Origin of the sequence: Leucobacter luti (genome assembly GCF_050310065.1) — a bacterium.
Lineage (GTDB): Bacteria > Actinomycetota > Actinomycetes > Actinomycetales > Microbacteriaceae > Leucobacter > Leucobacter luti_B.
Map to the genome: position 1 here is coordinate 1474104 of NZ_CP190007.1, position 25523 is coordinate 1499626.

At 68.8% G+C, this 25523-nt stretch carries 23 protein-coding genes; 21 read left to right on the forward strand and 2 right to left on the reverse strand.

Translation table 11 applies throughout. From position 1 onward, the window contains the following. Nucleotides 1–78: 78 nt before the first annotated feature. Nucleotides 79–291: a hypothetical protein gene (locus tag ACOPJ3_RS06770; protein WP_427871070.1), complete on the reverse strand. Its 213-nt coding sequence runs from the start codon at nucleotides 289–291 to the stop codon at nucleotides 79–81. A 168-nt stretch (nucleotides 292–459) separates the two neighbouring features. Here ACOPJ3_RS06770 and ACOPJ3_RS06775 point away from each other — a divergent pair, with 168 nt between their 5' ends. The 5 genes from ACOPJ3_RS06775 to ilvC all read left to right on the forward strand — a co-directional run bounded on the left by ACOPJ3_RS06775 (nucleotide 460) and on the right by ilvC (nucleotide 5999). Next, a complete protein-coding gene (locus ACOPJ3_RS06775) occupies nucleotides 460–696 on the forward strand; it encodes a hypothetical protein (RefSeq protein WP_427871071.1) in 237 nt (78 codons plus the stop codon). A 125-nt stretch (nucleotides 697–821) separates the two neighbouring features. Next, nucleotides 822–2516, forward strand: a complete 1695-nt coding sequence (ilvD, locus tag ACOPJ3_RS06780; protein ID WP_427871072.1) for a dihydroxy-acid dehydratase — start codon at nucleotides 822–824, stop codon at nucleotides 2514–2516. A 75-nt stretch (nucleotides 2517–2591) separates the two neighbouring features. Beyond that, nucleotides 2592–4391, forward strand: a complete 1800-nt coding sequence (locus ACOPJ3_RS06785) for an acetolactate synthase large subunit (RefSeq protein WP_427871073.1) — start codon at nucleotides 2592–2594, stop codon at nucleotides 4389–4391. A gap of 2 nt (nucleotides 4392–4393) precedes the next feature. After that, nucleotides 4394–4903 (forward strand): acetolactate synthase small subunit, encoded by a 510-nt coding sequence (ilvN, locus tag ACOPJ3_RS06790; protein ID WP_427871074.1) that lies wholly within the window; start codon nucleotides 4394–4396, stop codon nucleotides 4901–4903. 79 nt (nucleotides 4904–4982) lie between these two features. Continuing rightward, a complete protein-coding gene (gene ilvC, locus ACOPJ3_RS06795) occupies nucleotides 4983–5999 on the forward strand; it encodes a ketol-acid reductoisomerase (RefSeq protein WP_427871180.1) in 1017 nt (338 codons plus the stop codon). Nucleotides 6000–6094: 95 nt separating this feature from the next. On the opposite strand, the gene ACOPJ3_RS06800 is transcribed toward ilvC, so the two are convergent. Then, nucleotides 6095–6991 carry a hypothetical protein gene (locus ACOPJ3_RS06800; RefSeq protein WP_427871075.1) on the reverse strand — a complete coding sequence of 299 codons (897 nt, stop codon included), beginning with the start codon at nucleotides 6989–6991 and terminating at the stop codon, nucleotides 6095–6097. 95 nt (nucleotides 6992–7086) lie between these two features. On the opposite strand from ACOPJ3_RS06800, the gene ACOPJ3_RS06805 reads away from it, so the two are divergent. The 16 genes from ACOPJ3_RS06805 (at nucleotide 7087) to ACOPJ3_RS06880 (ending at nucleotide 25465) form a co-directional block, all read left to right on the forward strand. Next, on the forward strand, nucleotides 7087–7602 hold the full coding sequence (locus tag ACOPJ3_RS06805; RefSeq protein ID WP_427871076.1) for a hypothetical protein: 516 nt from the start codon (nucleotides 7087–7089) through the stop codon (nucleotides 7600–7602). Then, entirely contained in the window at nucleotides 7599–7922 is a 324-nt protein-coding gene (locus ACOPJ3_RS06810; RefSeq protein ID WP_427871077.1) for a hypothetical protein, read from the forward strand. Before ACOPJ3_RS06805 ends, ACOPJ3_RS06810 begins: the two co-directional genes overlap by 4 nt. Nucleotides 7923–8042: 120 nt before the next feature. Next, complete coding sequence (gene serA / locus ACOPJ3_RS06815) at nucleotides 8043–9635, forward strand: phosphoglycerate dehydrogenase (protein ID WP_427871078.1); 1593 nt, start codon at nucleotides 8043–8045, stop codon at nucleotides 9633–9635. A gap of 49 nt (nucleotides 9636–9684) precedes the next feature. Next, on the forward strand, nucleotides 9685–10164 hold the full coding sequence (locus ACOPJ3_RS06820; protein WP_427871079.1) for an SRPBCC domain-containing protein: 480 nt from the start codon (nucleotides 9685–9687) through the stop codon (nucleotides 10162–10164). Nucleotides 10165–10444: 280 nt separating this feature from the next. Next, the gene (locus ACOPJ3_RS06825) at nucleotides 10445–12712 is read left to right on the forward strand and encodes a polyribonucleotide nucleotidyltransferase (protein ID WP_427871080.1); all 2268 of its coding nucleotides are present in this window, start codon (nucleotides 10445–10447) and stop codon (nucleotides 12710–12712) included. 101 nt (nucleotides 12713–12813) lie between these two features. Next, nucleotides 12814–14190, forward strand: a complete 1377-nt coding sequence (locus ACOPJ3_RS06830) for a M16 family metallopeptidase (protein ID WP_427871081.1) — start codon at nucleotides 12814–12816, stop codon at nucleotides 14188–14190. 42 nt (nucleotides 14191–14232) lie between these two features. Beyond that, complete coding sequence (gene dapB, locus ACOPJ3_RS06835; protein WP_427871082.1) at nucleotides 14233–15003, forward strand: 4-hydroxy-tetrahydrodipicolinate reductase; 771 nt, start codon at nucleotides 14233–14235, stop codon at nucleotides 15001–15003. Further along, nucleotides 15000–15476 carry a hypothetical protein gene (locus tag ACOPJ3_RS06840; RefSeq protein ID WP_427871083.1) on the forward strand — a complete coding sequence of 159 codons (477 nt, stop codon included), beginning with the start codon at nucleotides 15000–15002 and terminating at the stop codon, nucleotides 15474–15476. Before dapB ends, ACOPJ3_RS06840 begins: the two co-directional genes overlap by 4 nt. 129 nt (nucleotides 15477–15605) lie before the next feature. Then, nucleotides 15606–17204, forward strand: coding sequence for an APC family permease (locus ACOPJ3_RS06845; RefSeq protein ID WP_427871084.1), 1599 nt, complete (start codon nucleotides 15606–15608; stop codon nucleotides 17202–17204). A gap of 103 nt (nucleotides 17205–17307) precedes the next feature. Further along, the gene (locus ACOPJ3_RS06850; protein ID WP_427871085.1) at nucleotides 17308–18117 is read left to right on the forward strand and encodes a thymidylate synthase; all 810 of its coding nucleotides are present in this window, start codon (nucleotides 17308–17310) and stop codon (nucleotides 18115–18117) included. A 3-nt stretch (nucleotides 18118–18120) separates the two neighbouring features. Next, the gene (locus ACOPJ3_RS06855) at nucleotides 18121–18615 is read left to right on the forward strand and encodes a dihydrofolate reductase (RefSeq protein ID WP_427871086.1); all 495 of its coding nucleotides are present in this window, start codon (nucleotides 18121–18123) and stop codon (nucleotides 18613–18615) included. 468 nt (nucleotides 18616–19083) lie between these two features. Then, nucleotides 19084–20061, forward strand: a complete 978-nt coding sequence (gene dapA / locus ACOPJ3_RS06860) for a 4-hydroxy-tetrahydrodipicolinate synthase (protein WP_427871087.1) — start codon at nucleotides 19084–19086, stop codon at nucleotides 20059–20061. 15 nt (nucleotides 20062–20076) lie between these two features. Beyond that, a complete protein-coding gene (locus ACOPJ3_RS06865; RefSeq protein WP_427871088.1) occupies nucleotides 20077–21753 on the forward strand; it encodes a ribonuclease J in 1677 nt (558 codons plus the stop codon). Nucleotides 21754–21756: 3 nt separating this feature from the next. Then, nucleotides 21757–22830, forward strand: a complete 1074-nt coding sequence (locus ACOPJ3_RS06870; RefSeq protein ID WP_427871089.1) for a lipid II:glycine glycyltransferase FemX — start codon at nucleotides 21757–21759, stop codon at nucleotides 22828–22830. Beyond that, nucleotides 22830–24446: a murein biosynthesis integral membrane protein MurJ gene (gene murJ / locus ACOPJ3_RS06875; RefSeq protein WP_427871090.1), complete on the forward strand. Its 1617-nt coding sequence runs from the start codon at nucleotides 22830–22832 to the stop codon at nucleotides 24444–24446. Before ACOPJ3_RS06870 ends, murJ begins: the two co-directional genes overlap by 1 nt. Then, nucleotides 24443–25465, forward strand: a complete 1023-nt coding sequence (locus tag ACOPJ3_RS06880; RefSeq protein WP_427871091.1) for a lipid II:glycine glycyltransferase FemX — start codon at nucleotides 24443–24445, stop codon at nucleotides 25463–25465. Before murJ ends, ACOPJ3_RS06880 begins: the two co-directional genes overlap by 4 nt. The last annotated feature ends 58 nt before the right edge of the window (nucleotides 25466–25523 follow it).

Genomic DNA, 25523 nt, shown 5'->3' on the forward strand with positions numbered 1-25523 from the left:
CCGACTCACCAGGTCCCAGAATAGTCGTTCCGGGGCCGCGATTCGCGAACGGCCCCGGCCGGGCGCGCCGGGAAACGCCTACTTCAGAGACTTCTGCTCGACCTTGAAGTCGTCGTCCTGATCCTGCATCGCGACGCTCGCGACCGCGAGGGCGAGGCCGGCAATCCAGACGCCCCAGACGAGGAACCTGCGCCAGTCCCTCCGCATATTCTGCGTGCGCTTCGCGGTGCCCACCGCACCGAAGAGGGCTCCGAGGATCCCCGGATTCGTCACATACTTCCCGATCGACACGGTTTCCTCCCTGGCGCCTTGCGGCATTGCAGCTTCTCCCCAAGCCTAACGGGTCGGGCCCGCGGCGCGCCTCGTGTGCGATACGCTTGCAGGTGGAATCCCCGCGGGATGGGCACGGCTGCCTGCGCCCGCGTTTCCGGGAACGTCGTTGAAGAAGGAGTGGCCATCATGGCGAAGCAGGAGACCGCACTGTTCGAGGAGAGCTCGCAGGGTGCCGTTGGGGCCGTCACGGCCATCACGTTCGTACTCTCCTTCGTGCTCGTGCTCGGCGGCTTCATCGCGATGGGCTACGGCGTCAACATCTCGCTCGGCGTCGTCGAGCCGTGGGTCTTCTCGGGCGGCCTCGTCGCCACCTTCATCGGCTTCATGATCCCGTTCGCGTTCCTGCCGGCGACCGGCAAGTAGCCGACGCATCGCACGCGCGCTCGAGGGGCGCCGCTGGAGAACACTCTCCCGCGGCGCCCCTCTTCCGTTTCCCCGAGCCGAGAGCAGGCCGATTCCGGCATCCGTGAGGGCATAGACTGGGGCGCATGGCAGAGATGGATATGAAGCCGCGCAGTCGCGACGTCACCGACGGGATCGAAAAGGCCGCAGCCCGGGGCATGCTCCGCGCCGTCGGCATGGGAGACGAGGACTGGGACAAGCCCCAGATCGGTATCGCGAGCTCGTGGAACGAGATCACCCCCTGCAACCTGAGCCTCGACCGCCTCGCTCAGGGCGCCAAGGAAGGCGTCCACTCCGGCGGCGGCTACCCGCTGCAGTTCGGAACGATTTCGGTCTCGGACGGCATCTCGATGGGCCACGAGGGCATGCACTTCTCGCTCGTCTCGCGCGAGGTCATCACCGACTCGGTCGAGACCGTCGTCATGGCCGAGCGCCTCGACGGCACGGTCCTGCTCGCCGGCTGCGACAAGTCGCTCCCCGGCATGCTCATGGCCGCGGCCCGCCTCGACCTCGCCTCGGTGTTCCTCTACGCCGGATCCATCGCGCCCGGCTGGGTGAAGCTCTCGGACGGCACCGAGAAGGAGGTCACGATCATCGACGCCTTCGAGGCGGTCGGCGCGTGCAAGGCCGGCACCATGAGCGAGGAGGATCTGAAGCGCATCGAGTGCGCGATCGCTCCGGGCGAGGGCGCCTGCGGGGGCATGTACACCGCCAACACGATGGCCTCGATCGCTGAGGCGCTCGGCATGAGCCTGCCCGGCTCCGCGGCGCCGCCCAGCGCGGATCGCCGTCGCGACTACTTCGCCCACCGCTCGGGCGAGGCCGTCGTGAACATGCTCCGCAAGGGCATCACAGCCCGCGACATCCTCACGAAGAAGGCATTCGAGAACGCGATCACGCTGCTCATGGCCTACGGTGGCTCGACGAACGCGGTGCTCCACCTGCTCGCGATTGCGCGCGAGGCGGACGTGGACCTCACGCTCGAGGACTTCAATCGCATCGGCGCGAAGGTGCCCCACCTCGCGGACATGAAGCCGTTCGGCAAGTACGTCATGGCCGACATCGACCGCCACGGCGGTGTCCCGGTCGTGCTGAAGGCGCTGCTCGACGCCGGCCTCATCCACGGCGACGCGCTCACCGTCACGGGGAAGACGATGGCGGAGAACCTCGCCGAGCTGAATCCGGATCCGGTCGACGGTGAGGTCATCCACCACCTCGATGACCCGATCCACGCGACGGGCGGTCTCACGATCCTGCACGGCACGCTCGCACCCGAGGGCGCCGTCGTGAAGACGGCAGGCTTCGACGCCGAGGTGTTCGAGGGCCCCGCACGTGTCTTCGAGCGCGAGCGCGCGGCGATGGACGCGCTCACCGAGGGCAAGATCGGCAAGGGCGACATCGTGGTGATCCGCTACGAGGGGCCGAAGGGCGGGCCGGGCATGCGCGAGATGCTCGCCATCACGGGCGCCATCAAGGGCGCGGGGCTCGGAAAAGATGTACTACTATTGACGGACGGACGATTCTCGGGCGGCACAACCGGCCTGTGCATCGGCCATATTGCACCTGAGGCGACGGACGGCGGTCCGGTCGCACTGGTTCGTGACGGTGACCTGATTCGGGTCGACATCGCTGCGAAAACGCTCGACCTGCTGGTAGATCCCGCTGAGCTTGAGGCCCGCCGAGAAGACTGGGCCCCGCTTCCGCCGCGGTACACGCGCGGTGTTCTGGCGAAGTACGCCAAGCTGGTCCGGTCGGCCTCCGAGGGAGCCGTCACCGGTTGATCCCCGCGGCGATCAGTCGTGCGGATCCCGAACACCCGTGAAACCGTGTCCATACTACGATCACGAAAGCTAGACATGACCTCGGAATCGAGTGCAATACACCCACGCACGCCCGCGCCTGGTCGCGGTGAGCGCATGACGGGCGCGCAGGCCGTCGTCAGGAGCCTTGAGGCGCTCGGCGTGACCGACGTATTCGGGCTCCCAGGCGGCGCTGTGCTCCCGCTCTACGACGCCCTGATGGACGCGGAGAAGCTGCGGCACATCCTCGTGCGCCACGAGCAGGGGGCCGGCCACGCGGCCGAGGGCTTCGCTGCCGCGGGCGCCGAGGTCGGCGTCTGCATCGCGACCTCGGGCCCCGGCGCCACGAACCTCGTGACGGCGATCGCCGACGCCTACATGGACTCGGTGCCGCTGCTCGCGATCACCGGCCAGGTGTTCTCGCACCTCATGGGAACCGACGCGTTCCAGGAAGCGGACATCGTGGGCATCACGATGCCGATCACGAAGCACTCCTTCCTCGTGAAGTCGGCCGAGGAGGTCCCCGCGGCGATCGCGGCCGCCTACCACCTCGCCTCGACGGGCCGCCCCGGCCCGGTGCTCGTGGACATCACGAAGGACGCGCAGGAGGGCGAGCTCGACTTCGTGTGGGATCCCCGCGTCGAGCTCGCCGGCTACCGCCCGATCACAAAGGCGAACAGCAAGCAGATCCAGGCGGCTGCCGACCTGATCGCCGAGGCCAAGCGCCCCGTCTTCTACGTCGGCGGCGGCGTGGGCCGCGCTGGTGCCTCGGAGGAACTGCTGCAGCTCGCCGAGCTCGTCGGCGCCCCGGTCGTCACGACGCTCATGGCGCGCGGCGTCTTCCCCGACTCGCACCCGCAGCACCTCGGCATGCCGGGGATGCACGGCACCGTTCCCGCGGTGCTCGCGCTCCAGGAGTCCGACCTGCTCATCACCCTCGGCGCGCGCTTCGACGACCGAGTCACGGGCAAGACCGCGTTCTTCGCGCCGGACGCCAAGGTGATCCACGCCGACATCGATCCGGCGGAGATCGGCAAGATCCGCCCGGCGGACGTCCCGATCGTCGGCGACGCCGCCGAGGTGATCGCCGACCTCATCGCCGCCGTGTCGACGTCGAAGATCAGCCGCGAGTGCTCGGACATCTCGGGGTGGTGGGAGCGCCTCAACGGGCTGCGCGCGAAGTACCCGCTCGGCTACCAGGAGACGAGCGACGGGCTGCTCGCGCCGCAGTACGTGCTGCAGCGCATCGGCGAGCTGACCGGGCCTGAGGGCGTCTTCGCCGCGGGCGTGGGCCAGCACCAGATGTGGGCCGCGCAGTTCATCAAGTACGAGCGCCCGAACTCGTGGCTGAACTCGGGCGGCGCGGGCACCATGGGATACGCGGTCCCCGCGGCCATGGGCGCGAAGGTCGCCGAGCCCGACCGCGTGGTCTGGGCGATCGACGGCGACGGCTGCTTCCAGATGACGAACCAGGAGCTCGCGACCTGCGTCGTGAACAACATCCCGATCAAGGTCGCGGTCATCAACAACTCCTCGCTCGGCATGGTGCGCCAGTGGCAGACCCTCATCTACGACGGCCGCTACTCGAACACGGAGCTCAACACGGGCCACGGTTCGCAGCGCGTCCCCGACTTCGTGAAGCTCGGCGACGCTTACGGCTGCCTCGCGATCCGCGTGGAGCGGGAGGATCAGGTCGACGACGCGATCAAGCTCGCGCTCGAGACCAACGACCGGCCCGTGCTCATCGACTTCGTCGTGAGCGCCGACGCGATGGTGTGGCCCATGGTCCGCCAGGGCACGTCGAACAGCGACGTGCAGTATGCCCTCGAACACAGCCCCGAATGGGAGGACGAGTAACCATGAGCCGTCACGTACTCAGCCTGCTCGTCGAGGACAAGCCCGGCCTGCTCACCCGCGTCGCCGGCCTGTTCGCGCGCCGTGGCTTCAACATCGAGTCCCTCGCGGTCGGCCCCACGGAGATGCGCGGTCTGTCCCGGATCACGGTCGTGGTCGACGAGGACGAGACCCTGCTCGAGCAGGTCACGAAGCAGCTGAACAAGCTCGTCAACGTGATCAAGATCGTCGAGCTCGACGAGTCGAGCTCGGTCCAGCGGGAGCACGTGCTCATCAAGGTGCGCGCCGACAACCAGAACCGCTCGCACGTGCTCGAGGCCGTGAACCTCTTCCGCGCGCGCGTCGTCGACGTCGTCCCCGACGCGCTCACGATCGAGGTCACGGGCGATTCCGGGAAGATCGACGCATTCCTCAAGGTGCTCGAGCAGTATGGGATCAAGGAGATCGCGCAGTCGGGGCTCATCGCCGTCGGCCGAGGCTCCAAGTCCATCACCGAGCGGGTATTCAAGAACTAGCCGCGCACGCGGCACACGGATTCCGCGCAGCTGCGCGGGAACGAACCACGAAACGAAGGAGAGTCTCAAAGTGGCAGAGATGTACTACGACGCAGACGCCGATCTGTCGATCATCCAGGGCAAGAAGGTCGCCGTCGTCGGCTACGGCTCCCAGGGCCACGCGCACGCGATGAACCTGCGCGACTCGGGCGTCGAGGTCGTCATCGCCCTCAAGGAGGGCTCGAAGTCGATCCAGAAGGCCGAGGAGGCCGGCTTCGAGGTGAAGACCGTCGCCGACGCCGCCGCGTGGGCCGATCTCATCATGATCCTGGCTCCGGATCAGCACCAGCGCGCGATCTACACCGAGTCGATCAAGGATCAGCTCGCGCCGGGCAAGACGCTGGCGTTCGCGCACGGCTTCAACATCCGCTTCGGCTACATCGAGGCGCCCGAGGGCGTCGACGTGATCCTGGTTGCCCCGAAGGCTCCCGGCCACACCGTGCGCCGCGAGTTCGAGGCCGGCCGCGGTATCCCCGACATCATCGCCGTCGAGGTCGACGCCTCGGGCACCGCGTGGGAGACCGCGAAGTCGTACGCGAAGGCGATCGGCGGCACCCGCGCCGGCGTCATCAAGACGACCTTCACCGAGGAGACCGAGTCGGATCTCTTCGGCGAGCAGGCGGTCCTCTGCGGCGGCACCTCGCAGCTCGTGCAGTACGGCTTCGAGGTCCTCACCGAGGCCGGCTACCAGCCCGAGATCGCCTACTTCGAGGTGCTCCACGAGCTCAAGCTCATCGTCGACCTCATGTGGGAGGGAGGCATCGCCAAGCAGCGCTGGTCGGTCTCCGACACGGCCGAGTACGGCGACTACGTCTCGGGCCCCCGCGTCATCGACCCGAGCGTCAAGGAGAACATGAAGGCCGTGCTCGCCGACATCCAGTCGGGCGCCTTCGCGACGCGTTTCATCGAGGATCAGGACAACGGCGGCAAGGAGTTCATCGAGCTCCGCGAGAAGGCCGAGAAGCACCCGATCGAGACGACGGGCCGCGAGCTGCGCAAGCTCTTCGCTTGGAAGCAGCAGGACACCGACTACGTGGACGGCTCGGCCGCCCGCTAAGCGGCACCAACGAGAAAGGCCGGCCCCCGCATCTGCGGGGCCGGCCTTTTCCGTTGCCTCTGGGGCCTTGCGGCCCTGCGGCCTTGCGTCCGGGGTCAACCCGCGTTCGCGGGCTCCTCGGTCTGCGCGGGATCTTCAGTCGGCGCGGGGTCCTGGGCGCCGGGATCCTGGCTCTGCTGCTCGTCCGTGGGGGTGTCGCCAGCGAGCTTCGCCTCGACCGCGGCGACCTGCTCCTCGGTGTAGCCGCAGTACTTCGTCGCCTCGCTCTGCCAACGCTTCGTGAGGCGGTCCTTGCCTGCCTCGTGCGCCGCGGCGACCGTGCCCTGGTAGATCTGGCCGTCCTTCGACTCCTTGTTCACGTCCGGAACCGCCTCGCAGACGTGGAACACCGAGCCGCCCTTGACCCAGAACACGTTGTCCTCGCCCGTGAGCTGCTCGATGATGTTCGTCTCCTCGGCGTACTGCTCCTGCGAGGGCGAATCCCACGAAATGCCGAACAGGGTGGCGACGAGCAGGACGACGATCCCGATCCCGCCGGCCAGCGCCTTCTGCTTGCCGTCCATGTTCTTGTTCATGAAGATCAGGATGATGAGCGGGAGGAACGCGATGATCGCGATGATCGCGCCGAGCTGATTCTGCACGAAGAAGCGCGCAGTGTCGTTCTTCGACGCGGGATCGAGGCGGTTCGCCTGCTTCCAGAGCAGCGATCCGCCGACGGAGAGGATGCCGGTCGCGACGATGAGCACGATGAGCAGCCACATGATGACCGGCACCTGCTTCAGCACCCAGAAGATCGCGAAGGCCTCGAGGCCGATCGCGACCGCCCACAGCACCGCGGCGATGATGCGGAAGCGCGTGGCCTTGGCCTTCGCCTCCGGCGTCGGGGTCCAGACCGGCTCGGAGCGCTCCGAGCCCTCGGCGCCGCCCCCGGCCCGCTGCGCGGGCTTGGGCGACTCGACCCGGACGACCTTCTTCTTGGGAGTTTCCGTCATGGCTGCTCTCTCTCGGCGTGACGATGCATGAGCATCATATCTGGGAGCTTGCAGCTCCCGGCTGTCTCAAAGGGTGAGATCGATAATCTGGGTTGATGCGTAAGAACACTCCGCGGGGCGCGCGGGAGAGCGCGCTCGCGAGCGGCTGGACCGTCGAGTCGACGGCGGAGGCCGAGGCGGCCGATCTTGAGGCGCCCCAGGCTCCAGTCGGAGGCCTCGGCCCGGTGCCGGATCCTGATCCGGGTCTGGATCCGGATCCCGAGACGGCCGCCGACGATGCCCCCGCGGACGAGCGTACGCAGCTGTCGAACATGGCCCTGGTCATGCTCGGCGTGCTCGGCGGGCTGTACCTCCTGTACTCATGGGTGTGGCTGAGCTGGGCGCAGTATTACGCGAGCGTGAACCAGGAGGTCGCGGCGACGAGCGGCTCGCTCGGTTCCGTGCTCCAGCAGACCGTGTTCTGGGCGGCGCCGCTCGCGCCCGTGCTGTGGTTCCTCGCGGTGCTCGTGCTGCACCGCAGGGCGGGCACCGGAAAGATGGCGCTGTGGCTCGTGATCGGCGCGGTCGTGCTCTTCCCGCTGCCCGTGCTCTCGGGGGGAGGTGCCGCGTGACCGGCAAGATTGTCGCCTGGACCGCGGGCGTGCTCATCACCGCGCTCTACGCCTACACGGTGGTCGCGGCCGTCGGCAACATGACCCTGCTCCCACAGATGGCGGAGACGCTCGGCGTCGGGCTCACCCCGGTCGGCTGGGGCTGGCTCGTGTTCGGCGTCGCGCTTCCCGTGGTCGTCTACGGGCTCGCGCTCCTCGTCGCGCGCCGCCGCGGCGCAGGGCCCAGGATCCTGGTCCTTGCCGCCGGCCTCTGCCTCGTCGCGGCCGTGCAGCTCGAGGTGCTCCACATGGTGCCGCAGACGAGCTACTTCGCGGCCTGATCCGGCTCACGTTTCCCGGTGTTGCGAAGCCGTGCCCGGCCGGGCGGGTCGCGGCGGTAGGATGGTGATCTCCGTGCCTCGCATGGAGATTCCTCGCCGCTGACCCGAAGGAAACGCTTGATGACTGCGCCGGTCGTGCTGATCGCCGAACAACTTTCGCCCGCAACCATCGCCGCTCTCGGCCCGGACTTCGAGGTGGTGAACGTCGACGGCACCGACCGCGACGCACTCCGCTCGGCGCTCCAGACCGCGGACGCCGTGCTCGTCCGCTCCGCGACGCAGATCGACGCCGAGGCGCTCTCCTGGGCCCCGAAGCTCAAGGTGATCGCCCGCGCCGGCGTCGGCCTTGACAACGTCGACATCAAGGCGGCCACTCAGGCCGGCGTCATGGTCGTCAACGCGCCGACCTCGAACATCATCAGCGCCGCCGAGCTCACGGTCGCGCACATCCTGGGCCTCGCGCGCCACCTGCCGCGCGCGCACGCCTCCCTCTCCGAGGGAGCGTGGAAGCGCTCCTCGTTCACGGGCATCGAGCTCTACGAGAAGACCGTCGGCATCGTCGGCCTCGGCCGCATCGGCGCGCTCGTCGCCGAGCGCCTGCGCGGCTTCGGCGTTGAGCTCATCGCATACGACCCCTACGTGACGCCCGTGCGCGCGCAGCAGCTCGGCGTGCAGCTCGTGTCGCTCGACGAGCTCGTCGAGCGCGCTGACTTCCTCACGATCCACATGCCCCGCACCCCCGAGACGCTCGGGATGATCGGCGCGGAGCAGCTGAAGGCCATGAAGCCGACCTCCTACGTCGTGAACGTCGCCCGCGGCGGCCTGATCGACGAGGCGGCGCTCGCGGACGCCCTCGCCGCCGGCGAGATCGCGGGCGCGGCGCTCGACGTCTTCATGCAGGAGCCGCCGGCCGACGCCTCGCTGACGGGCCTCCCGAACGTGAACGTCACGCCGCACCTCGGCGCCTCGACCGAGGAGGCCCAGGAGAAGGCCGGCGTCTCGGTCGCGAAGTCGGTGCGCCTCGCGCTCGCCGGCGACCTCGTGCCCGACGCCGTGAACGTCGCGGGCGGCGTCATCGACGAGTACGTGCGCCCCGGCCTGCCGCTCACCGAGAAGCTCGGCCAGGTCTTCGCGGGCCTCGCGGCCGGCCCCATCTCGTCGCTCGACGTCGAGGTGCACGGCGAGCTCGCCGAGCACAACGTCGACGCGCTGCGCCTCGCCGCGCTGAAGGGCGTGTTCTCGAAGGTCGTGAGCGATCCGGTCTCGTACGTGAACGCGCCGCTCCTCGCGGAGCAGCGCGACGTCGAGGTGCGCTTCAGCGTCGACTCGATCTCGGAGAGCTACCGCAACGTCATCACGATCCGGGGCGGCCTCACGGACGGCACCCAGGTGTCGGTCTCTGGCACGCTCACGGGCCCGAAGCAGATCGAGAAGCTCGTCGAGGTCAACGGCTACGAGATCGAGCTGCCGATCCCGGAGCACCTGCTCGTCTTCAGCTACACGGATCGCCCCGGCATCGTGGCGAGCTACGGCAGCATCCTCGGCGAGGCCGGCGTCAACATCGCCGCCCTCCAGATCGCGCGCGACGAGAAAAAGGGCACCGCGCTGTCGGTGCTCTCGGTCGACGCCCCGATCGAGGACACGCTCGTCGAGAACCTGCGCGCCGCCATCGACGTGGACCGCATCCACACGATCGACGTCGACGCCCTCTAAGTCACGGCCGACCCTACCCAGTCTCCGTCGAGGCGGGTAGGGTCGGGGCATGAGTGACGACGACGCACTGGGCACGCTCGAGTTCGAGGTGTACGGGTTCATCGCCCGGCCGCCGGCGGAGGTGTACGAGGCCGTCGCGGATCCCGCGATCCTGAGCCGCTACTTCACGACCGGGGGAGCGGTGGGCCGCCTCACGGCCGGCGCGACCGTGACCTGGGACTTCGCGGACTTCCCCGGGGCGTTCCCCGTCGAGGTGCTCGAGGCCGAGGCCCCGCGCACCATCCGCGTCAGATGGGCGGGCGATCCCGCCGCAACGAGCGATTCGGCGGGCACCGTCGTCATCTTCACCTTCGAGCCGGCCGACGACGGCGCGCGCACCCGGGTCGCGATCGCGGAGCGCTCCTGGCGGCCCACGCCGAAGGGCGCCGAGGCCGCCTTCGGCAACTGCATGGGCTGGACCGGCATGCTCGCCGCCATGAAGGCGTGGCTCGAGCACGGGATCAATCTCCGCGAGGGCTTCTACCGCTAGCCGGATCCCGGGCGCGATCCCGGTCCCGGGAACAGGCACTCTCGCACCAAACACTCACCCTTGCACCGTGCCCGGGAGGGGCCCGGCTGCTATCCTGAGGGAGCGGGCGTCTGCCCGCATCAGAGATGAACCGAGCGCGAGGCCGGCTGGTCTTCGGTGGTGGATCCCTCTCGGGAGGCGCAGGGCGCCGCGAGGGTGGCCTTCTACTGTTGATCAGCACCCGCCGTCGTAGAGGCTGCGGGCCGTTGGCCGCGTGCTCATCCGAAGTAAAGGAGAGCCCGTGGAGGGTCCTGAGATCAAGTTCGCCGAGGCCGTGCTCGACAACGGCAAGTTCGGCAAGCGCACCATCCGCTTCGAGGCCGGCCGCCTCGCACAGCAGGCGCAGGGCGCGGTCGCCGCGTACCTCGACGAGGAGACGATGCTCCTCTCGGCCACGAGCGCGTCGAAGCACCCGAAGGATCACTTCGACTTCTTCCCGCTGACGGTCGACGTCGAGGAGCGGTCGTACGCAGCCGGCAAGATCCCCGGCTCATTCTTCCGTCGCGAGGGCCGCCCCTCGACCGACGCGATCCTCGTCTGCCGCCTGATCGACCGCCCGCTGCGCCCGTCGTTCGTCGACGGCCTCCGCAACGAGGTCCAGATCGTCATCACGGTCATGAGCATCGCCCCGGGCGAGTTCTACGACGCGCTCGCGATCAACGCCGCGAGCGCCTCGACCCAGATCTCGGGCCTGCCGTTCTCCGGCCCGATCGCGGGCGTGCGCCTCGCGCTCATCGGCGACCAGTGGGTCGCGTTCCCGAACGTCGAGCAGCTGAAGGACGCCGTCTTCGACCTCATGGTCGCCGGCCGCGTCGTGACGAAGGCCGACGGCACCGAGGATGTCGCGATCATGATGGTCGAGGCCGAGGCGACCGAGGGCAGCTGGGACCTGATCAAGGCCGGCGCCACGAAGCCCGACGAGGCGATCGTCGCGCAGGGCCTCGAGGCCGCGAAGCCGTTCCTCTCGCAGCTCGTCAAGGCGCAGGAGCAGCTCGCCGCGCAGACCGCGAAGGAGGTGCAGGAGTACCCCGTGTTCCTGCCCTACTCCGACGAGGTCTACGCAGCGGTCGAGGCGCTCGCCGAGGGCGAGCTCGCCGGCATCTACCAGATCGCCGACAAGCAGGAGCGTCAGGACGCCGACGACGCGCTGAAGGCGCGCGTCAAGGAGGCCATCGCGGCCAAGGTCGAGGCCGGCGAGCTGCCCGCCGAGGCTGACGGCCAGGTCTCCGGCGCCTACAAGTCGGTCACGAAGAAGATCGTGCGCGGCCGGATCCTCTCCGAGGGCGCGCGCATCGACGGCCGTGGTCTGCGCGACATCCGCGCGCTCGACGCCGAGGTCCAGGTGATCCCGCGCGTGCACGGCTCGGCGATCTTCCAGCGCGGCGAGACCCAGATCCTGGGCGTCTCCACGCTGAACATGCTGAAGATGGAGCAGCAGATCGACTCGCTCTCGCCCACGACGAGCAAGCGCTACATGCACCACTACAACTTCCCGCCGTACTCGACCGGTGAGACCGGCCGCGTCGGCAGCCCGAAGCGCCGCGAGATCGGCCACGGCTTCCTGGCCGAGCGCGCGCTCGTCCCGGTCCTGCCGAGCCGCGAGGAGTTCCCCTACGCGATCCGCCAGGTCTCCGAGGCGCTCGGCTCGAACGGCTCGACCTCGATGGGCTCCGTCTGCGCCTCGACGCTGTCGCTGCTCAACGCGGGCGTCCCGCTCCGCGCCGCCGTCGCCGGCATCGCCATGGGCCTCGTCTCCGACGAGGTCGACGGCGAGACGCGCTACGCGACCCTCACCGACATCCTCGGTGCCGAGGACGCGCTCGGCGACATGGACTTCAAGGTGGCAGGCACCTCGGAGTTCGTGACCGCGCTGCAGCTCGACACGAAGCTCGACGGCATCCCGTCGGACGTCCTCGCCGGCGCGCTGTCGCAGGCGAAGGAGGCCCGCACGACGATCCTCGACGTGCTGAACCAAGCGATCGACGCCCCCGACGAGATGGCGCCGACCGCGCCCCGCGTCATCAGCGTCCAGATCCCGGTCGACAAGATCGGCGAGCTGATCGGGCCCAAGGGCAAGACGATCAACGGCATCCAGGACGAGACCGGCGCGGAGATCTCGATCGACGACGACGGCACCGTCTACATCGGTGCGACCGACGGCCCGACCGCTGAGGCGGCCCGCGCCCAGGTCAACGCCATCGCGAACCCGCAGAACCCCGAGGTCGGCGAGCAGTACCTCGGCACGGTCGTGAAGAACGCCGCCTTCGGTGCGTTCGTCTCCCTGCTCCCGGGCAAGGACGGCCTGCTGCACATCTCCGAGGTCCGCAAGCTCGCTGGCGGCAAGCGCATCGAGAGCGTCGATGACGTGCTGTCCATCGGCCAGAAGATCCTCGTGAAGATCACGAAGGTCGACGACCGCGGCAAGCTCTCGCTCGAGCCCGTGCTCGAGGAGCAGGCAGCCGAGGCCCCCGCGGCCGAGGCTCCGGCAGAGGAGGCCGCGGCCGAGTAATCGCGCCGCGGGTCCAACGCCCCGCTGAAGACGCCCGTCGCCCGCCGTTCACACGGTGGGGCGGCGGGCGTTTTCGCATGCTCGCCCCCTAGGCTTGTCCCATGCACGACCCTCTGCTGCTCCCGCTCGACCAGGCCGAACTCTCCGCTGAGCTGGGGGGTGGCACGATCCGGCGCACGGTGCATCCTTCCGGGCTCCGGATCCTGACCGAGCGCATGCCGGGATCCCGCAGCGCGTCGATCGGCTTCTGGGTCGGCGTGGGATCCCGCGACGAGCAGGCCGAGCGCGGTGACGCGCCCGGCAGCCTCGGCTCGACCCACTTCCTCGAGCACCTGCTCTTCAAGGGCACCCCCTCGCGCGACGCCTACGAGATCGCGACGAGCTTCGACCGGATCGGCGCGGAGAGCAACGCACTCACTGCGAAGGAGTTCACCTGCTACTACGCGAAGGTGCGCGACGCCGACGTGGAGCACTCGGTGCAGGTGCTCGCCGACATGGTGACGAACTCGACGCTCGACGCCTCCGAGTTCGACCTCGAGCGCGGGGTGATCCTCGAGGAGCTCGCGATGGCCGCGGACGATCTCGCGGACGTCGCGAACGAGCGCTTCTTCGAGGTCGTGATGGGGGACCACCCGCTCGGCCGCCCGATCGGGGGCAACCCCGGCACGATCCGGGAGGCGCGCCGCGACGACGTCGACCGGCACTACCGCGACCGCTACGACCCCACGACGCTCGTCGTCACCGCGGCCGGCGCCGTCGACCACGACCGCCTCGTCGAGCTCGTGCTCGCGGCGCTCAACGCCTCGCCGGAGGAGCGCTGGCACACGGAGCGCAGCGGCGCCCCCGTGCGCCGCGCGCAGGTGGTGCGGGAGGATCAGGATCCCGCCGCCGCCGGGAGCGAGCCCGAGTTCGACGCCGTCTCGCGCCCCTCCGAGCAGATCAACATCATGATCGGCACCCGCGGCTTCGCGGCGACGGATCCCCGCCGCTTCGCCTACGGCATCATGAACTCGGTGCTCGGCGGCGGCATGTCGAGCCGCCTCTTCCAGGAGATCAGGGAGAAGCGGGGCCTCGCCTACACGGCGTACTCCTTTGGCGCGAGCTACTCGGACGCCGGCCTCTTCGCGATGTACGCGGGCACGGCCACGGAGAAGGCCGAGGAGGTCGTCGAGCTGAGCCGCCTCGAGCTCCAGAAGATCGCGGACTCGGGGATCACCGAGGAGGAGCACGCCGACGCGCTCGGCCAGATCGCCGGCTCCACCGCGCTCGCCCTCGAGGACACGGAGACGCGCATGGGCCGACTCGCGCGGGCCGAACTCGGCAGTGGCGAGCTCTACGGCCTCGACGCCTCGCTCGCGCGCTTCAATGCGGTCACGGCGGGGGAGATCCAGGCCGTCGCGGCACACCTGTCGGCGTCGCCGCTGTCGGTCGTCGCGGTCGGCGACGTCGCGCGCTCGGGCCTCGGAAAGGCCGGGTAACGGCGCATCTTCGGGCATCGGCACGGCGGTAGGATCGGAGGCATGTCAACGAGCGTCGCCGTCACCGGAGCCACGGGCCGCCTCGGCACCCTGGTCTGCCAGGTCATCGAGGAGCACCCCGAGTTCGCACTCGCCGCCCGGCTCACGAGCCAGAGCGATCCGGCGTCGGGATCCGGGGCCGACATTCTCGTGGACGTCAGCCACCCGGACGCGTCGCCGGCGATCGTCGAGCGCGCCGTGCGAGCGGGCCAGAAGGTCGTGGTCGGCACGAGCGGCTGGTCGGCCGAGCGGATCGCCGGTCTCGAGGAGCTCGTCGCGGAGACGCCGGGCGCCGGTGTCATCGTGGTCCCGAACTTCTCGCTCGGCTCCGTGCTCGGCACGGCGCTCGCGCGCATCGCGGCCCCCTTCTTCGACTCGATCGAGATCGTCGAGACGCACCACCCGCGCAAGGTCGACTCGCCGTCCGGCACCGCCGTGCGGACCGCCGAGATCATGGCCGAGGCGCGCGGCGGCAAGCCCGCTGACGCGCCCTTCGCCGAGCAGGAGGCCCGCGGCCAGCTCGTCGCGGGGATCCCCGTGCACAGCCTGCGGCTCGCGGGCGTCTCCGCGAAGCAGGAGGTCCACCTGGGCGGGCCGGGGGAGACGCTCACGCTCACCCACAACACCTCCTCGAACGAGGCGTACCGCGCGGGCATCGTCGCGGCGCTCACGGCCGTGCGCGACGCCTCGGGGGTCACTGTCGGCCTCGACAGCGTGCTGGGGCTCGACGGGCTGGGATCCGGGGCCGGATCAGGATCCGGGGCCGGCGAGTGAGCGCACGCACCCGCGCCATCATCGGCGTTGTGATCATGAGCGCACTGCTCGTGCTCTACTTCGGCTTTGTCGGCGTGCGCGCCGTCGCGCTCCTCGCCTCGGGGGAGGCGATCCCGATCATCATGGGCGCGGCCATGCTCTTCCTGCCGCTCCTCGGACTCTGGGCGCTCTGGCGCGAGCTCGCGTTCGGGCGCCAGGCGACGCGGCTTGCTGATCGCCTCGATGCCGAGGGGCTCATGCCGGAGGAGCCCGTCGCGGCGCTGCCCTCCGGACGCCCCGTGCGCGAGGACGCGGACGCCGCGTTCCCGAGGTACCGGGCCGAGGCCGAGCAGAATCCTGGCGCCTGGCAGTCCTGGATGCGGCTCGGGATCGTCTACGACGCCTGCGGAGACAGGAAGCGCGCAAGAAGTGCGATTCGACAAGCAATCCGCCTAGAACGCGACGAAATCCGTGGAGGATCCTCGACCGATTAGGGAAAACTTCCGTCCCGACCTAAGATCTTCGGCGGAATGACAGCGGCCGGGGCCCAGATGACCCCGCTTCGGATCCGCCGCTGCCGGAGATTCGTCGCGGAAACCGCGTCAGAAAGCTACGGTTAGGACATGGCCAAGTACGACCTGGGTACGCCAGAGCCGGCGACACGCACACTCGACTCCGTCACGGGGATGAGCAAGAAGGGGCTCCCGTCCGGCACCGTCGGCGTCATGGGCGCCCTCGTCATCGGGCTTTCGGTGTGCGCGCCCGCGTACACACTGACCGCCGCGGTCGGCCCAGCCGCGAGCGAGGTCGGATACCAGACGCCCGCGATCTTCCTCATGGGCTTCCTCCCGATGCTGCTCGTGGCCCTCGGCTACCGGGCCCTCAACTCGGCGATGCCGGACTCTGGCACCTCGTTCACCTGGGCGACCCGCGCCTTCGGCCCCTGGATCGGCTGGATGGCCGGCTGGGGCCTCATCGCGGCCACCGTGCTCGTGCTCTCGAACCTCGCGGGCATCGCGGTCGAGTTCCTGTTCCAGTCCATCTCGATCGCGGTCGGGAACCCCGCCATCGCCGAGATTTCCGACAACAAGTTCATCAATATCCTCGTCTGCCTCGGCTTCATGGCACTCGCGACCCTCATCTCGTACCGCGGCATGACCTCGACGAAGATCTTCCAGTACATCACCGTCATCTTCCAGATGGCGATCCTCATCTGGTTCATCGTCGCGATGTTCATCGGAGCGGCGGATCCCGCCAACGAGGCGGGCAAGATCCCGGAGCTCTCCTGGTTCAACCCGCTCGAGGTCGACAGCTTCAGTGCGTTCGCCGCGGGCATCGCGGTCTCGATCTTCGTGTACTGGGGCTGGGACACGGTCCTCACCATGGGCGAGGAGACGAAGCCCTCGAAGGGTCGCCTCTCGACCGAGAGCAAGGCCGCGATGATCCTCGTCGCAATGCTCGTCGTGCTCTACGTCGGCACGGCAGCGGCGACCGTTGCCTATGCCGGTCTCGGCGACACGGGCACCGGCCTGAACAACCCGGCCATCGCAGAGAACGTGTTCGCCGCGCTCGCGCACCCCGTCATGGGACCCGCCGCGATCCTGCTCTCGGTCGCGATCCTCGTGAGCGCCATGGCGTCGATCAACTCGACCGCGATCTCGCCCGCGCGCACCCTGCTCGCGATGTCGCACTACGGCGCGCTCCCCGCACCGATCAAGAAGATCCACCCGAAGTTCAAGTCGCCGTACGTCGCGCTCATGCTGTCCTCGATCGTTGCCTCGGTCTTCTACGCGGTCATGCGCTTCCTCAGCGAGGACGTGCTGTGGGACACCATCACGGCGCTCGGTATGATGGTCTGCTTCTACTACGGCATCACGGCGCTCGCGAGCCCCTGGTACTTCCGCAAGACCGCGCTCAAGGAGGGCTTCGGCTCGTTCATGTCGAAGTTCGTGCTCCCCGGCATCGGTGGCATCCTGCTCCTCGTCGTCTTCGTGCAGACGACGGTCGACAGCATGGACCCCGAGTTTGGATCCGGCAGCAACATCGCGGGCATCGGCCTCGTCGGCATCATCGGCGTGGTTGTCCTCGGGCTCGGGATCGTGCTCATGATCCTGCAGTCTCGCGTCTCGCCCGAGTTCTTCCAGGGGCGCGTGCTCGCGCGCGCCGAGGCGAGCACCGACACCTCCGCGATGGACGTGTTCGACGACGGGCTGGGGTCGTAGGGGCGTCTTCGGGTTCTTTTCCTTGCTCCCGGAGGGGCGGTTCGGCACGTGCCGGGTCGCCCCTTCGGCCGTTTTGTCGGGGGGCCGGCGTAGACTGCTCTGCGTGACTGAGAACCGGATCGAGACCCCGTACGAAGACCTGCTCCGAGAGGTGTACGAGCACGGCACGCCGAAGTCGGATCGCACCGGCACTGGCACGCGCAGCCTGTTCGGCAAGCAGATCCGCTTCGACCTCGCGGAGTCGTTCCCGCTCATCACGACGAAGCGCGTGCACTTCAAGTCGGTCGCGATTGAGCTGCTGTGGTTCCTCCGCGGCGAGGGCAACACGGCGTTCCTCAAGGAGCACGACGTCACGATCTGGGACGAGTGGGCCGACGAGAACGGCGACCTGGGTCCCGTCTACGGCGTGCAGTGGCGATCCTGGCCCACGCCCGCGGGCGAGCACATCGACCAGATCGCGGAGGTCGTGGAGCAGATCCGCGCGAACCCGGACTCGCGGCGCCACATCGTGTCGGCGTGGAACGTCGCAGACCTGGGCGACATGGCGCTTGCGCCGTGCCACGCGTTCTTCCAGTTCTACGTCGCCGACGGCAAGCTGTCGTGCCAGCTCTACCAGCGCTCCGCCGACATGTTCCTCGGGGTGCCCTTCAACATCGCCTCTTACGCCCTGCTCACGCTCATGGTCGCGCAGCAGACGGGGCTCGAGCCCGGCGAGTTCGTGTGGACGGGCGGCGACTGCCACATCTACGACAACCACGTGGAGCAGGTGGAGCGCCAGCTCGCGCGCGAGCCCTTCCCGTACCCGCGGATCGCGATCCGGAAGCGCGACTCGCTCTTCGACTACGAACTCTCGGACTTCGAGATCCTCGACTACCAGCACCATCCGGGCATCAAGGCCCCGGTGGCGGTGTAGCCCGTGGAACTCGGCCTGATCTGGGCGCAGGCCCGAGGCGGCGCGATCGGCCGCGACGGCGACATGCCGTGGCACCTGCCCGAGGACCTCGCGCACTTCAAGCGCGAGACGCTCGGGGCGCCCGTCATCATGGGGCGGCGCACGTGGGAGTCGCTGCCGGAGCGCTTCCGGCCGCTGCCCGGGCGCACGAACGTGGTGGTGTCGCGCGACGCCGGCTTCGCCGCCGATGGCGCGCAGACGGCGGTGTCGCTCGATGGCGCCCTGTCGCTCGCCGCCGGTTCCGGCGCGCCCGCCGCGTGGGTGATGGGCGGAGGCCAGCTGTACCGCGCCGCCATGCCGCTCGCCTCGGTCCTGGTGGTGACGAAGATCGAGCTCGACGTCCCCGACGCGGACACCTTCGCGCCCGAGATCGGCCCCGAGTGGCGCCTCACGGATCCGGGAACTGAGCTTTTGGCCGCCAGCGGCCTCCGCTACCGCTTCGAGCGCTGGGAGCGGTAGCGGGCGCCGCCGGCCCTAACTGCCGGCGCCCGGCTCGCGCCGGCTCGCGCCGGTCGTTGAGTTGACCCAAAGTGACGGTTTCTGCACTCCAGGGCACACTTTGCGTCAACTCAGGGGTCCGCCTCGCGCCGTGCCGGGCTTGAGTTGACCGAAAGTGACGCATTCTGCGTTCCAGGGCATACTTTGGGTCAACTCTGGGGTGCAGGGCGAGATCCGTGCCCCTTCCTGTGCCCACTCCCGTGCCCCGGAGGTTGAGTTGACCCAAAGTGACGCATTCTGCACTCCAGGGCACACTTTGCGTCAACTCAGCTGCCGCCGCGCCCGCGCCCGGGCTTGAGCTGACCGAAAGTGACGCATTCTGCGTTCCAGGGCATACTTTGCGTCAACTCAGGGGCCCGCGGGGGCGCGGGAGGCGCGCGACGCGGCGCCGGGGCCGCCGTTGTCAGCGGTGTCCGGTAGCCTAGTGAGGTGGCAAACCAGGAAAACCCGTTCGGTCAGGTACTCGTCGCGCTCGTCACGCCCTTCCAGGCGGACGGCGAGGTCGATTGGCCCGCGACCGAGAAGCACATCGACGACTGCATCCAGAGCGGCGCCGACGGCATCGTCGTCACCGGGACCACGGGGGAGACGTCGACGCTGACGGACCCCGAGAAGATCAAGCTCGTCGAGGTCGCAAAGTCCGTCTCGGGCGGCCGCGCCAAGATCATCACGGGCGGCGGATCCAACGAGACCGCGCACGCGATCGAGCTCTACCAGGCCAGCGAGAAGGCCGGGGCTGACGGCGTCATGATCGTCACCCCGTACTACAACAAGCCCACCCAGGCCGGCCTACTCACGCACTTCCGCATGGTCGCGGACGCGACCGATCTGCCGGTCATCCTGTACGACATCCCCGGCCGCACGGGCGTCCCGATCAAGTACGAGACGATCCTGCGCCTCGCGAAGCACCCGAACATCCTCGCGGTGAAAGACGCCAAGGGCGACTTCAGCGAGGTCAGCCGCGTGCTGAACCAGACGGATCTCATGTACTTCTCCGGCGACGACGCGAACGTGCTCCCGCACCTCGCGATCGGCGCGACGGGGCTCATCGGCGTCACCGCGAACATCGCTGCAGCGCCGTATCGCGCGATCATCGACGCGGTGAACGCTGGCGACCTGCACACGGCCCGCGACGCGCATCAGCGCCTCGAGCCGCTCGTGCGCGCCGTCATGACGCACGTGCCCGGCACGGTCGCGGCCAAGTACATCCTGCACGGCCTGGGCCGCATCGGCAGCCCGCGCGTGCGTCTCCCGCTCGTCGGACCGGAGGAGTGGGAGGCCGCCCTCATCGAGGACGAGCTCGCGCTCGTCACGGACGTCCCGGGCGTCGACCTTTCGAACTTCAGGCCGGACCGCAACGCGGCTGCCGGCGGTGCCCTGCCCAAGATCGCAGGCACCACCCGCTAACAAACAGGAGGCTACGTGCCCAACCCCTCATACGCTCCGCCCGCACTCGAAGCGGGTACTCTCCGCGTGACGCCGCTCGGCGGTCTCGGCGAGGTCGGTCGCAACATGACCGTCTACGAGATCGACGGCAAACTGCTGATCGTGGACTGCGGCGTGCTGTTCCCGGAGGTGCAGCACCCGGGCGTGGATCTCATCCTGCCCGACATCACGAAGATTCAGGATCGCCTCGGCGACATCGTCGCGGTCGTGCTCACGCACGGCCACGAGGACCACATCGGCGGCGTCCCGTATCTGCTCAAGATGCGCGAGGACATCCCGCTCGTCGGCTCGAAGCTGACCCTCGCGTTCGTCGAGGCGAAGCTCAAGGAGCACCGGATCCGCCCGATCACCCGCGTGGTGAGGGAGGGCGAGCGCGTCCAGTACGGCCCGTTCGACCTCGAGTTCATCGCGGTGAACCACTCGATCCCCGACGCGCTCGCGGTCGCGATCCGGACCGATGCCGGCCTCGTGATCGGCACGGGCGACTTCAAGATGGATCAGCTGCCGCTCGACCGCCGGATCACGGATCTGCGCGCCTTCGCCCGCCTGGGCGAGGAGGGCGTCGACCTGTTCATGACGGACTCGACGAACGCTGACGTGCCTGGCTTCACCCCCGCGGAGAAGAACATCGGCCCGGTCATCGAGCAGGTCATCGCGAAGACCCGCGGCAAGGTCGTGGTCGCGAGCTTCTCGAGCCACGTGCACCGCGTGCAGCAGGTGCTCGACGCCGCGCACGCAAACGGGCGCCGCGTCGTGCTGCTCGGCCGCTCCATGGTCCGCAACATGAAGATCGCGGCGGATCTCGGCTACCTCGACGTCCCCGAGGGCGTGCTCGTCGATCTCAAGAAGAGCGGCGACATCCCGGATCACCGCATCGTCTACATGTCGACGGGTTCGCAGGGCGAGCCGATGGCCGTGCTCAGCCGCATGGTCAACCGCGAGCACCAGGTCGAGGTCGGCGAGGGCGACACCGTGATCCTCGCCTCGAGCCTGATCCCGGGCAACGAGACCTCGGTGTACCGGATCATCGACGGCCTGATCAAGCTCGGCGCCGACGTCGTTCATAAGGGCAACGCGAAGGTGCACGTCTCGGGCCACGCCGCCGCGGGCGAGTTGCTCTACTGCTACAACATCGTCAAGCCGAAGAACGTGATGCCGATCCACGGCGAGTACCGCATGCTCGTCGCGAACGCGGCCCTCGCGATTGAGACGGGCGTGCCGCAGAATCGCACCGTCATCGCGGAGAACGGCACGATCGTCGACCTCGCTGACGGCGTTGCTCGCATCGTCGGCCAGCTCGACACCGAGTTCATCTACGTCGACGGCAAGAGCGTCGGCCGCGTGACCGACGACGATCTGCGGGATCGCCGCACGCTCGCCGAGGAGGGCTTCATCTCGGTGATCACGGTCGTCGAGACGACCCTCGGCAACATCGTTTCCGGCCCCGACATCCACGCGAAGGGCGTCGCCGAGGACGAGCACGTCTTCGACAAGATCAAGCCGCAGATTGCGAAGGCGCTCGAGGATGCGATGGCCGATGGCGTCACGGATCACCACCAGCTCCAGCAGATCGTGCGCCGCACGATCGGCCGCTGGGTCGGCACGAAGCTCCGCCGCAAGGCGATGATCGTGCCCGTCGTGGTGTTGGTGTAGGGCGTGTCCACCGCTTCGGGCGGCGCGACTGCCCGACTCGCGACCGCGGATGAGCGCGCCAGCTGGGACGCGCTCATCGCGGCGAACCCCGGCGGGGGAGAGGTCTGGCAGGGCGCCGAGTACCTCGCGCTCAAGCGCGCGGAGGGCCGCTACCTCGAGCGCTTCGTCGTCGTCGAGCGGCCCGGCCGCAGCGCCGTCGCCGTCGGCGTGCTCGCGAAGCGCGTGCCGCTCGTCGGCGAGTGGTGGCACGCGCCCGCCGGCCCGGCCGGCGAGTCCGCCGCCGACGTGCTCGAGGTCGCCGCCGCCGTCGCCGCGCTCGCGAGATCCCGCGGCGCGTTCCTGCTGAAGATCGAGCCCAGGACCGGGATCGAGACGGCTGCCGCCTATCGTGCGGCGGGGTACCGCGACACGGTCAGGGTGATCCCGAATCCGTCGACCATCCTGGTCGACGTCTCGGGTACCGAGGACGAGGTGTTCAAGCGGATCGGCAAGAAGGCGCGCAATTCGATCAACCGCGCCAAGCGCGACGGGATCGTGGCCACGCGGGTTCCCGCGACGACCGAGAACTGCGCGGCGCTCTACCGGCTGCTGCAGGAGACGGCCGAGGGGCGGTTCGTGCTGCGCTCCGAGCGCTACTACCGGGAGTTCTGGCAGCAGTTCGAGCGGGCGGGCGCTGGCCAGCTGTTCTTCGCGCACCGCGACGGTGAGCTCGTCGCTGGCGCGTTCGCGATGGGCCTCGGCGAGAAGACGACCTACAAGGACGGCGCCTCGGTGCGCGCGAAGACCGCCTACGGCGCCTCGCACGCGCTGCAGTGGGAGGTGATCCGCTGGGCGAACGAGCGCGGCGCGCTCACCCACGACCTCTGCGGCGCCCCGCCGGCGGCGCGCGTCGACGACCGCGAGCACCCGCTTTTTGGCGTGGGCCAGTTCAAGCGCTCCTTCGCCCCGGACATCACGGACTACGCGGGCGCCTTTGACCTTCCTCTCAAGCCGTGGGCCTATGGTTTCTGGGTCAAGCTCGGCGACCGCATCGCGAGGCGGATGTCGCTCGCGATCAGGAAGGATCCCTACTACTAATGGCCGCTGGACTCATGCGCGCGAGCGCGGTGATGGCATCGGGCACCATGGTTTCGCGCGTCCTCGGCTTCGCAAAGTCGATGCTCCTCGTATACGCCATCGGCATGGTGGCCTCGAAGTCGGCAGACGCGTTCGCGAACGGCAATCTGCTGCCGAACACGCTCTACATGATCCTCGCGGGCGGCATGATCAACGCGGTGCTCGTGCCGCAGATCGTGAAGGCTGCGAAGAACCCCGACGGCGGCGCCGCCTACATCAACAAGATCCTGACCCTCGTGCTCACGACGCTCGCCGTCGGCACGGCGGTCGTCATGCTGCTCGCGCCGTGGATCATGTGGCTCCTCACCCCGGAGTGGGGTGAGGCGCAGCGCTCGCTCGCCGTCGCGTTCGCCTACTGGTGCCTGCCGCAGATCGTGTTCTACGGCATGTACACGGTGCTCGGCGAGGTGTTGAACGCGCGCAGCGTGTTCGGGCCTTTCACCTGGGCGCCGGTGCTCAACAACGTGATCGCGATCGCGGGCATCATCGTGTTCGTCGCGATGTACGGATCGGATCGCAACGGCACCCGCTCGCCGTCGGACTGGGATCCCACGGCGATCGCCGTGCTCGCGGGCAGCGCGACCCTCGGCGTCATCGCGCAGGCGCTCGTGCTGTTCATCTCCTGGCACAAGGCCGGGATCCGGTACCGCCCCGATTTTCACTGGCGCGGCACGGGCCTCGGCCAAACCGGTCGGATCGCGGGCTGGAGCCTCGCGACGATCACGGTCATGCAGCTGAGCGGCTTCATCACGCAGGCCGTCGTGAACACGGCCTCGGGTGCTGGCGCCTCGGCGAGCGCGATGCAGAACGCCTGGCTGATCTTCATGCTGCCGCACTCGGTGCTCGCGGTGTCGCTCGGCACCGCCTATTTCACGCGACTTGCCGAGTCGGGACAGAACGGCAACATGGTCGACTTCCGCGCCGATTTCTCGGCCTCCGCGCGGCAGATCCTGCTCGTGATGGTGCTCGCGGCGGTCGCCGTGTTCTCGGCCTCGCCGTTCATCAGCACGGTGTTCAATCTCAACGCGGATCCGCACCTTGTTTACCAGTTCACGCTCGTGCTGCAGTGCTACATGCTGGGGCTCGCGGCCTACAGCTTCCTGTTCGTCGTCCAGCGCGCCTTCTACGCACTCTCGGACACGAAGTCGCCGTTCATCTTCACGTCGATCCAGATCGGCCTGCTCGTCGTGCTCGCCCTGTGCCTGCTCGTGCTGCCGAAGGAGTGGGTGGGCCCGGGCTACGGGCTCGTCTTCAGTCTCACGATCATCGTGCAGGCGCTCATCGCGGTGTTCATGCTGCGCAAGAAGGTCGGCTCGATCGACGGCGCCAGGATCCTCGCGAGCCTGCTGCAGTTCACGATCGCGGCGGTTCCGGCGCTCGTCATCGGCTGGGGCCTCTCGCTCGCCGTCGGCGTGATCTTCCCCGACTACGGGATCCTCGCGGCGATCGGCTTCGCAGCGATTGACGCGCTCGTCGTCACCGGGGTGTACCTCGTCACGCTCCGTCTGATCCGCTCGCCTGAGCTCGCCGAGCTCTCCAACTTCGTCTCCCGCAAACTCGGAAGGAACCGATCGTGACCCTCACTGTCACACCCTGCACGGACCGCACCAGCTGGGACGAGACCGTCAAGCGCCTTGGCGGTCACCCGCTGCAGCTCTGGGGCTGGGGCGAACTCAAGTCGGCGCACCGGTGGAGCGCCGAGCGCGTGCTCGTGACGGACGAGGTCGGCGAGGTCGTGGGGGCGGCCCAGCTCCTCACTCGCGCGCTGCCAGGCCCGCTCGGCGGCTTCGTGTACGCGCCCCGCGGGCCAGTGCTGGCGCGGGATCCGGAGGACGCGCTGCGCCCCGCGCAGCGGCCCGCGCCCGCCGAGGTGGCCGACGCGATCGCGGACTACGTGCACGGATCCCGCCGCGCGGTCGCCGTGTCGATCGAGCCGGACGAGAACGCGGGGGAGTTCCCCCTCGGATCGCCGTGGCGCGAGGCGAAGACCACCGTGCTGCCCGCCCGCACGCTCATTCTGGATCTCACCAGGACCGAGGACGAGCTCATGGCGGACATGTCGAAGAAGCACCGCCAGTACGTGCGGAAGTCCGGCCGCGAGGAGTCGCTCGAGATCCGCCCGGTCGAGACGATCGAGCAGCTCGACGAGTGCCTCGAGGTGTATCACGCCACGAGCGAGCGCGCCGATTTCGGGCTCCACGAGGACTCGTACTACCGCGACGCGTTCACGATGCTCGGCGACGACTCGCCCGTGTGGGCGAGCTACGTCGACGGCAAGCCCGTCGCCTTCCTCTTCATGGCGAAGTCGGATCGCACGGCCTTCGAGCTCTACGGCGGCATGAGCGAGGAGGGCCAGCGCCTTCGCGCGAACTACGCCCTGAAGTGGCACGTGATCCGAGAGATGAAGCGGCTCGGGATCACGCGCTACGACTTCGGCGGCCTCATCAACGACGGCGTGACGACCTTCAAGACGGGATTCGCCTCGCACGAGAATCTGCTCTCGGGCACCTGGGATCGCCCCGGCCCCGGATACAAGATCTGGACCGAGGGACTCCCGCTCGCAAAGAAGATCGTGCGGGGCCTTCGGCGCGGCTGATCCCGGGTTTTCACCCGACCGTTTCCTGGCGCGCCGCCTGGGATCCTCGTCCGTGTCA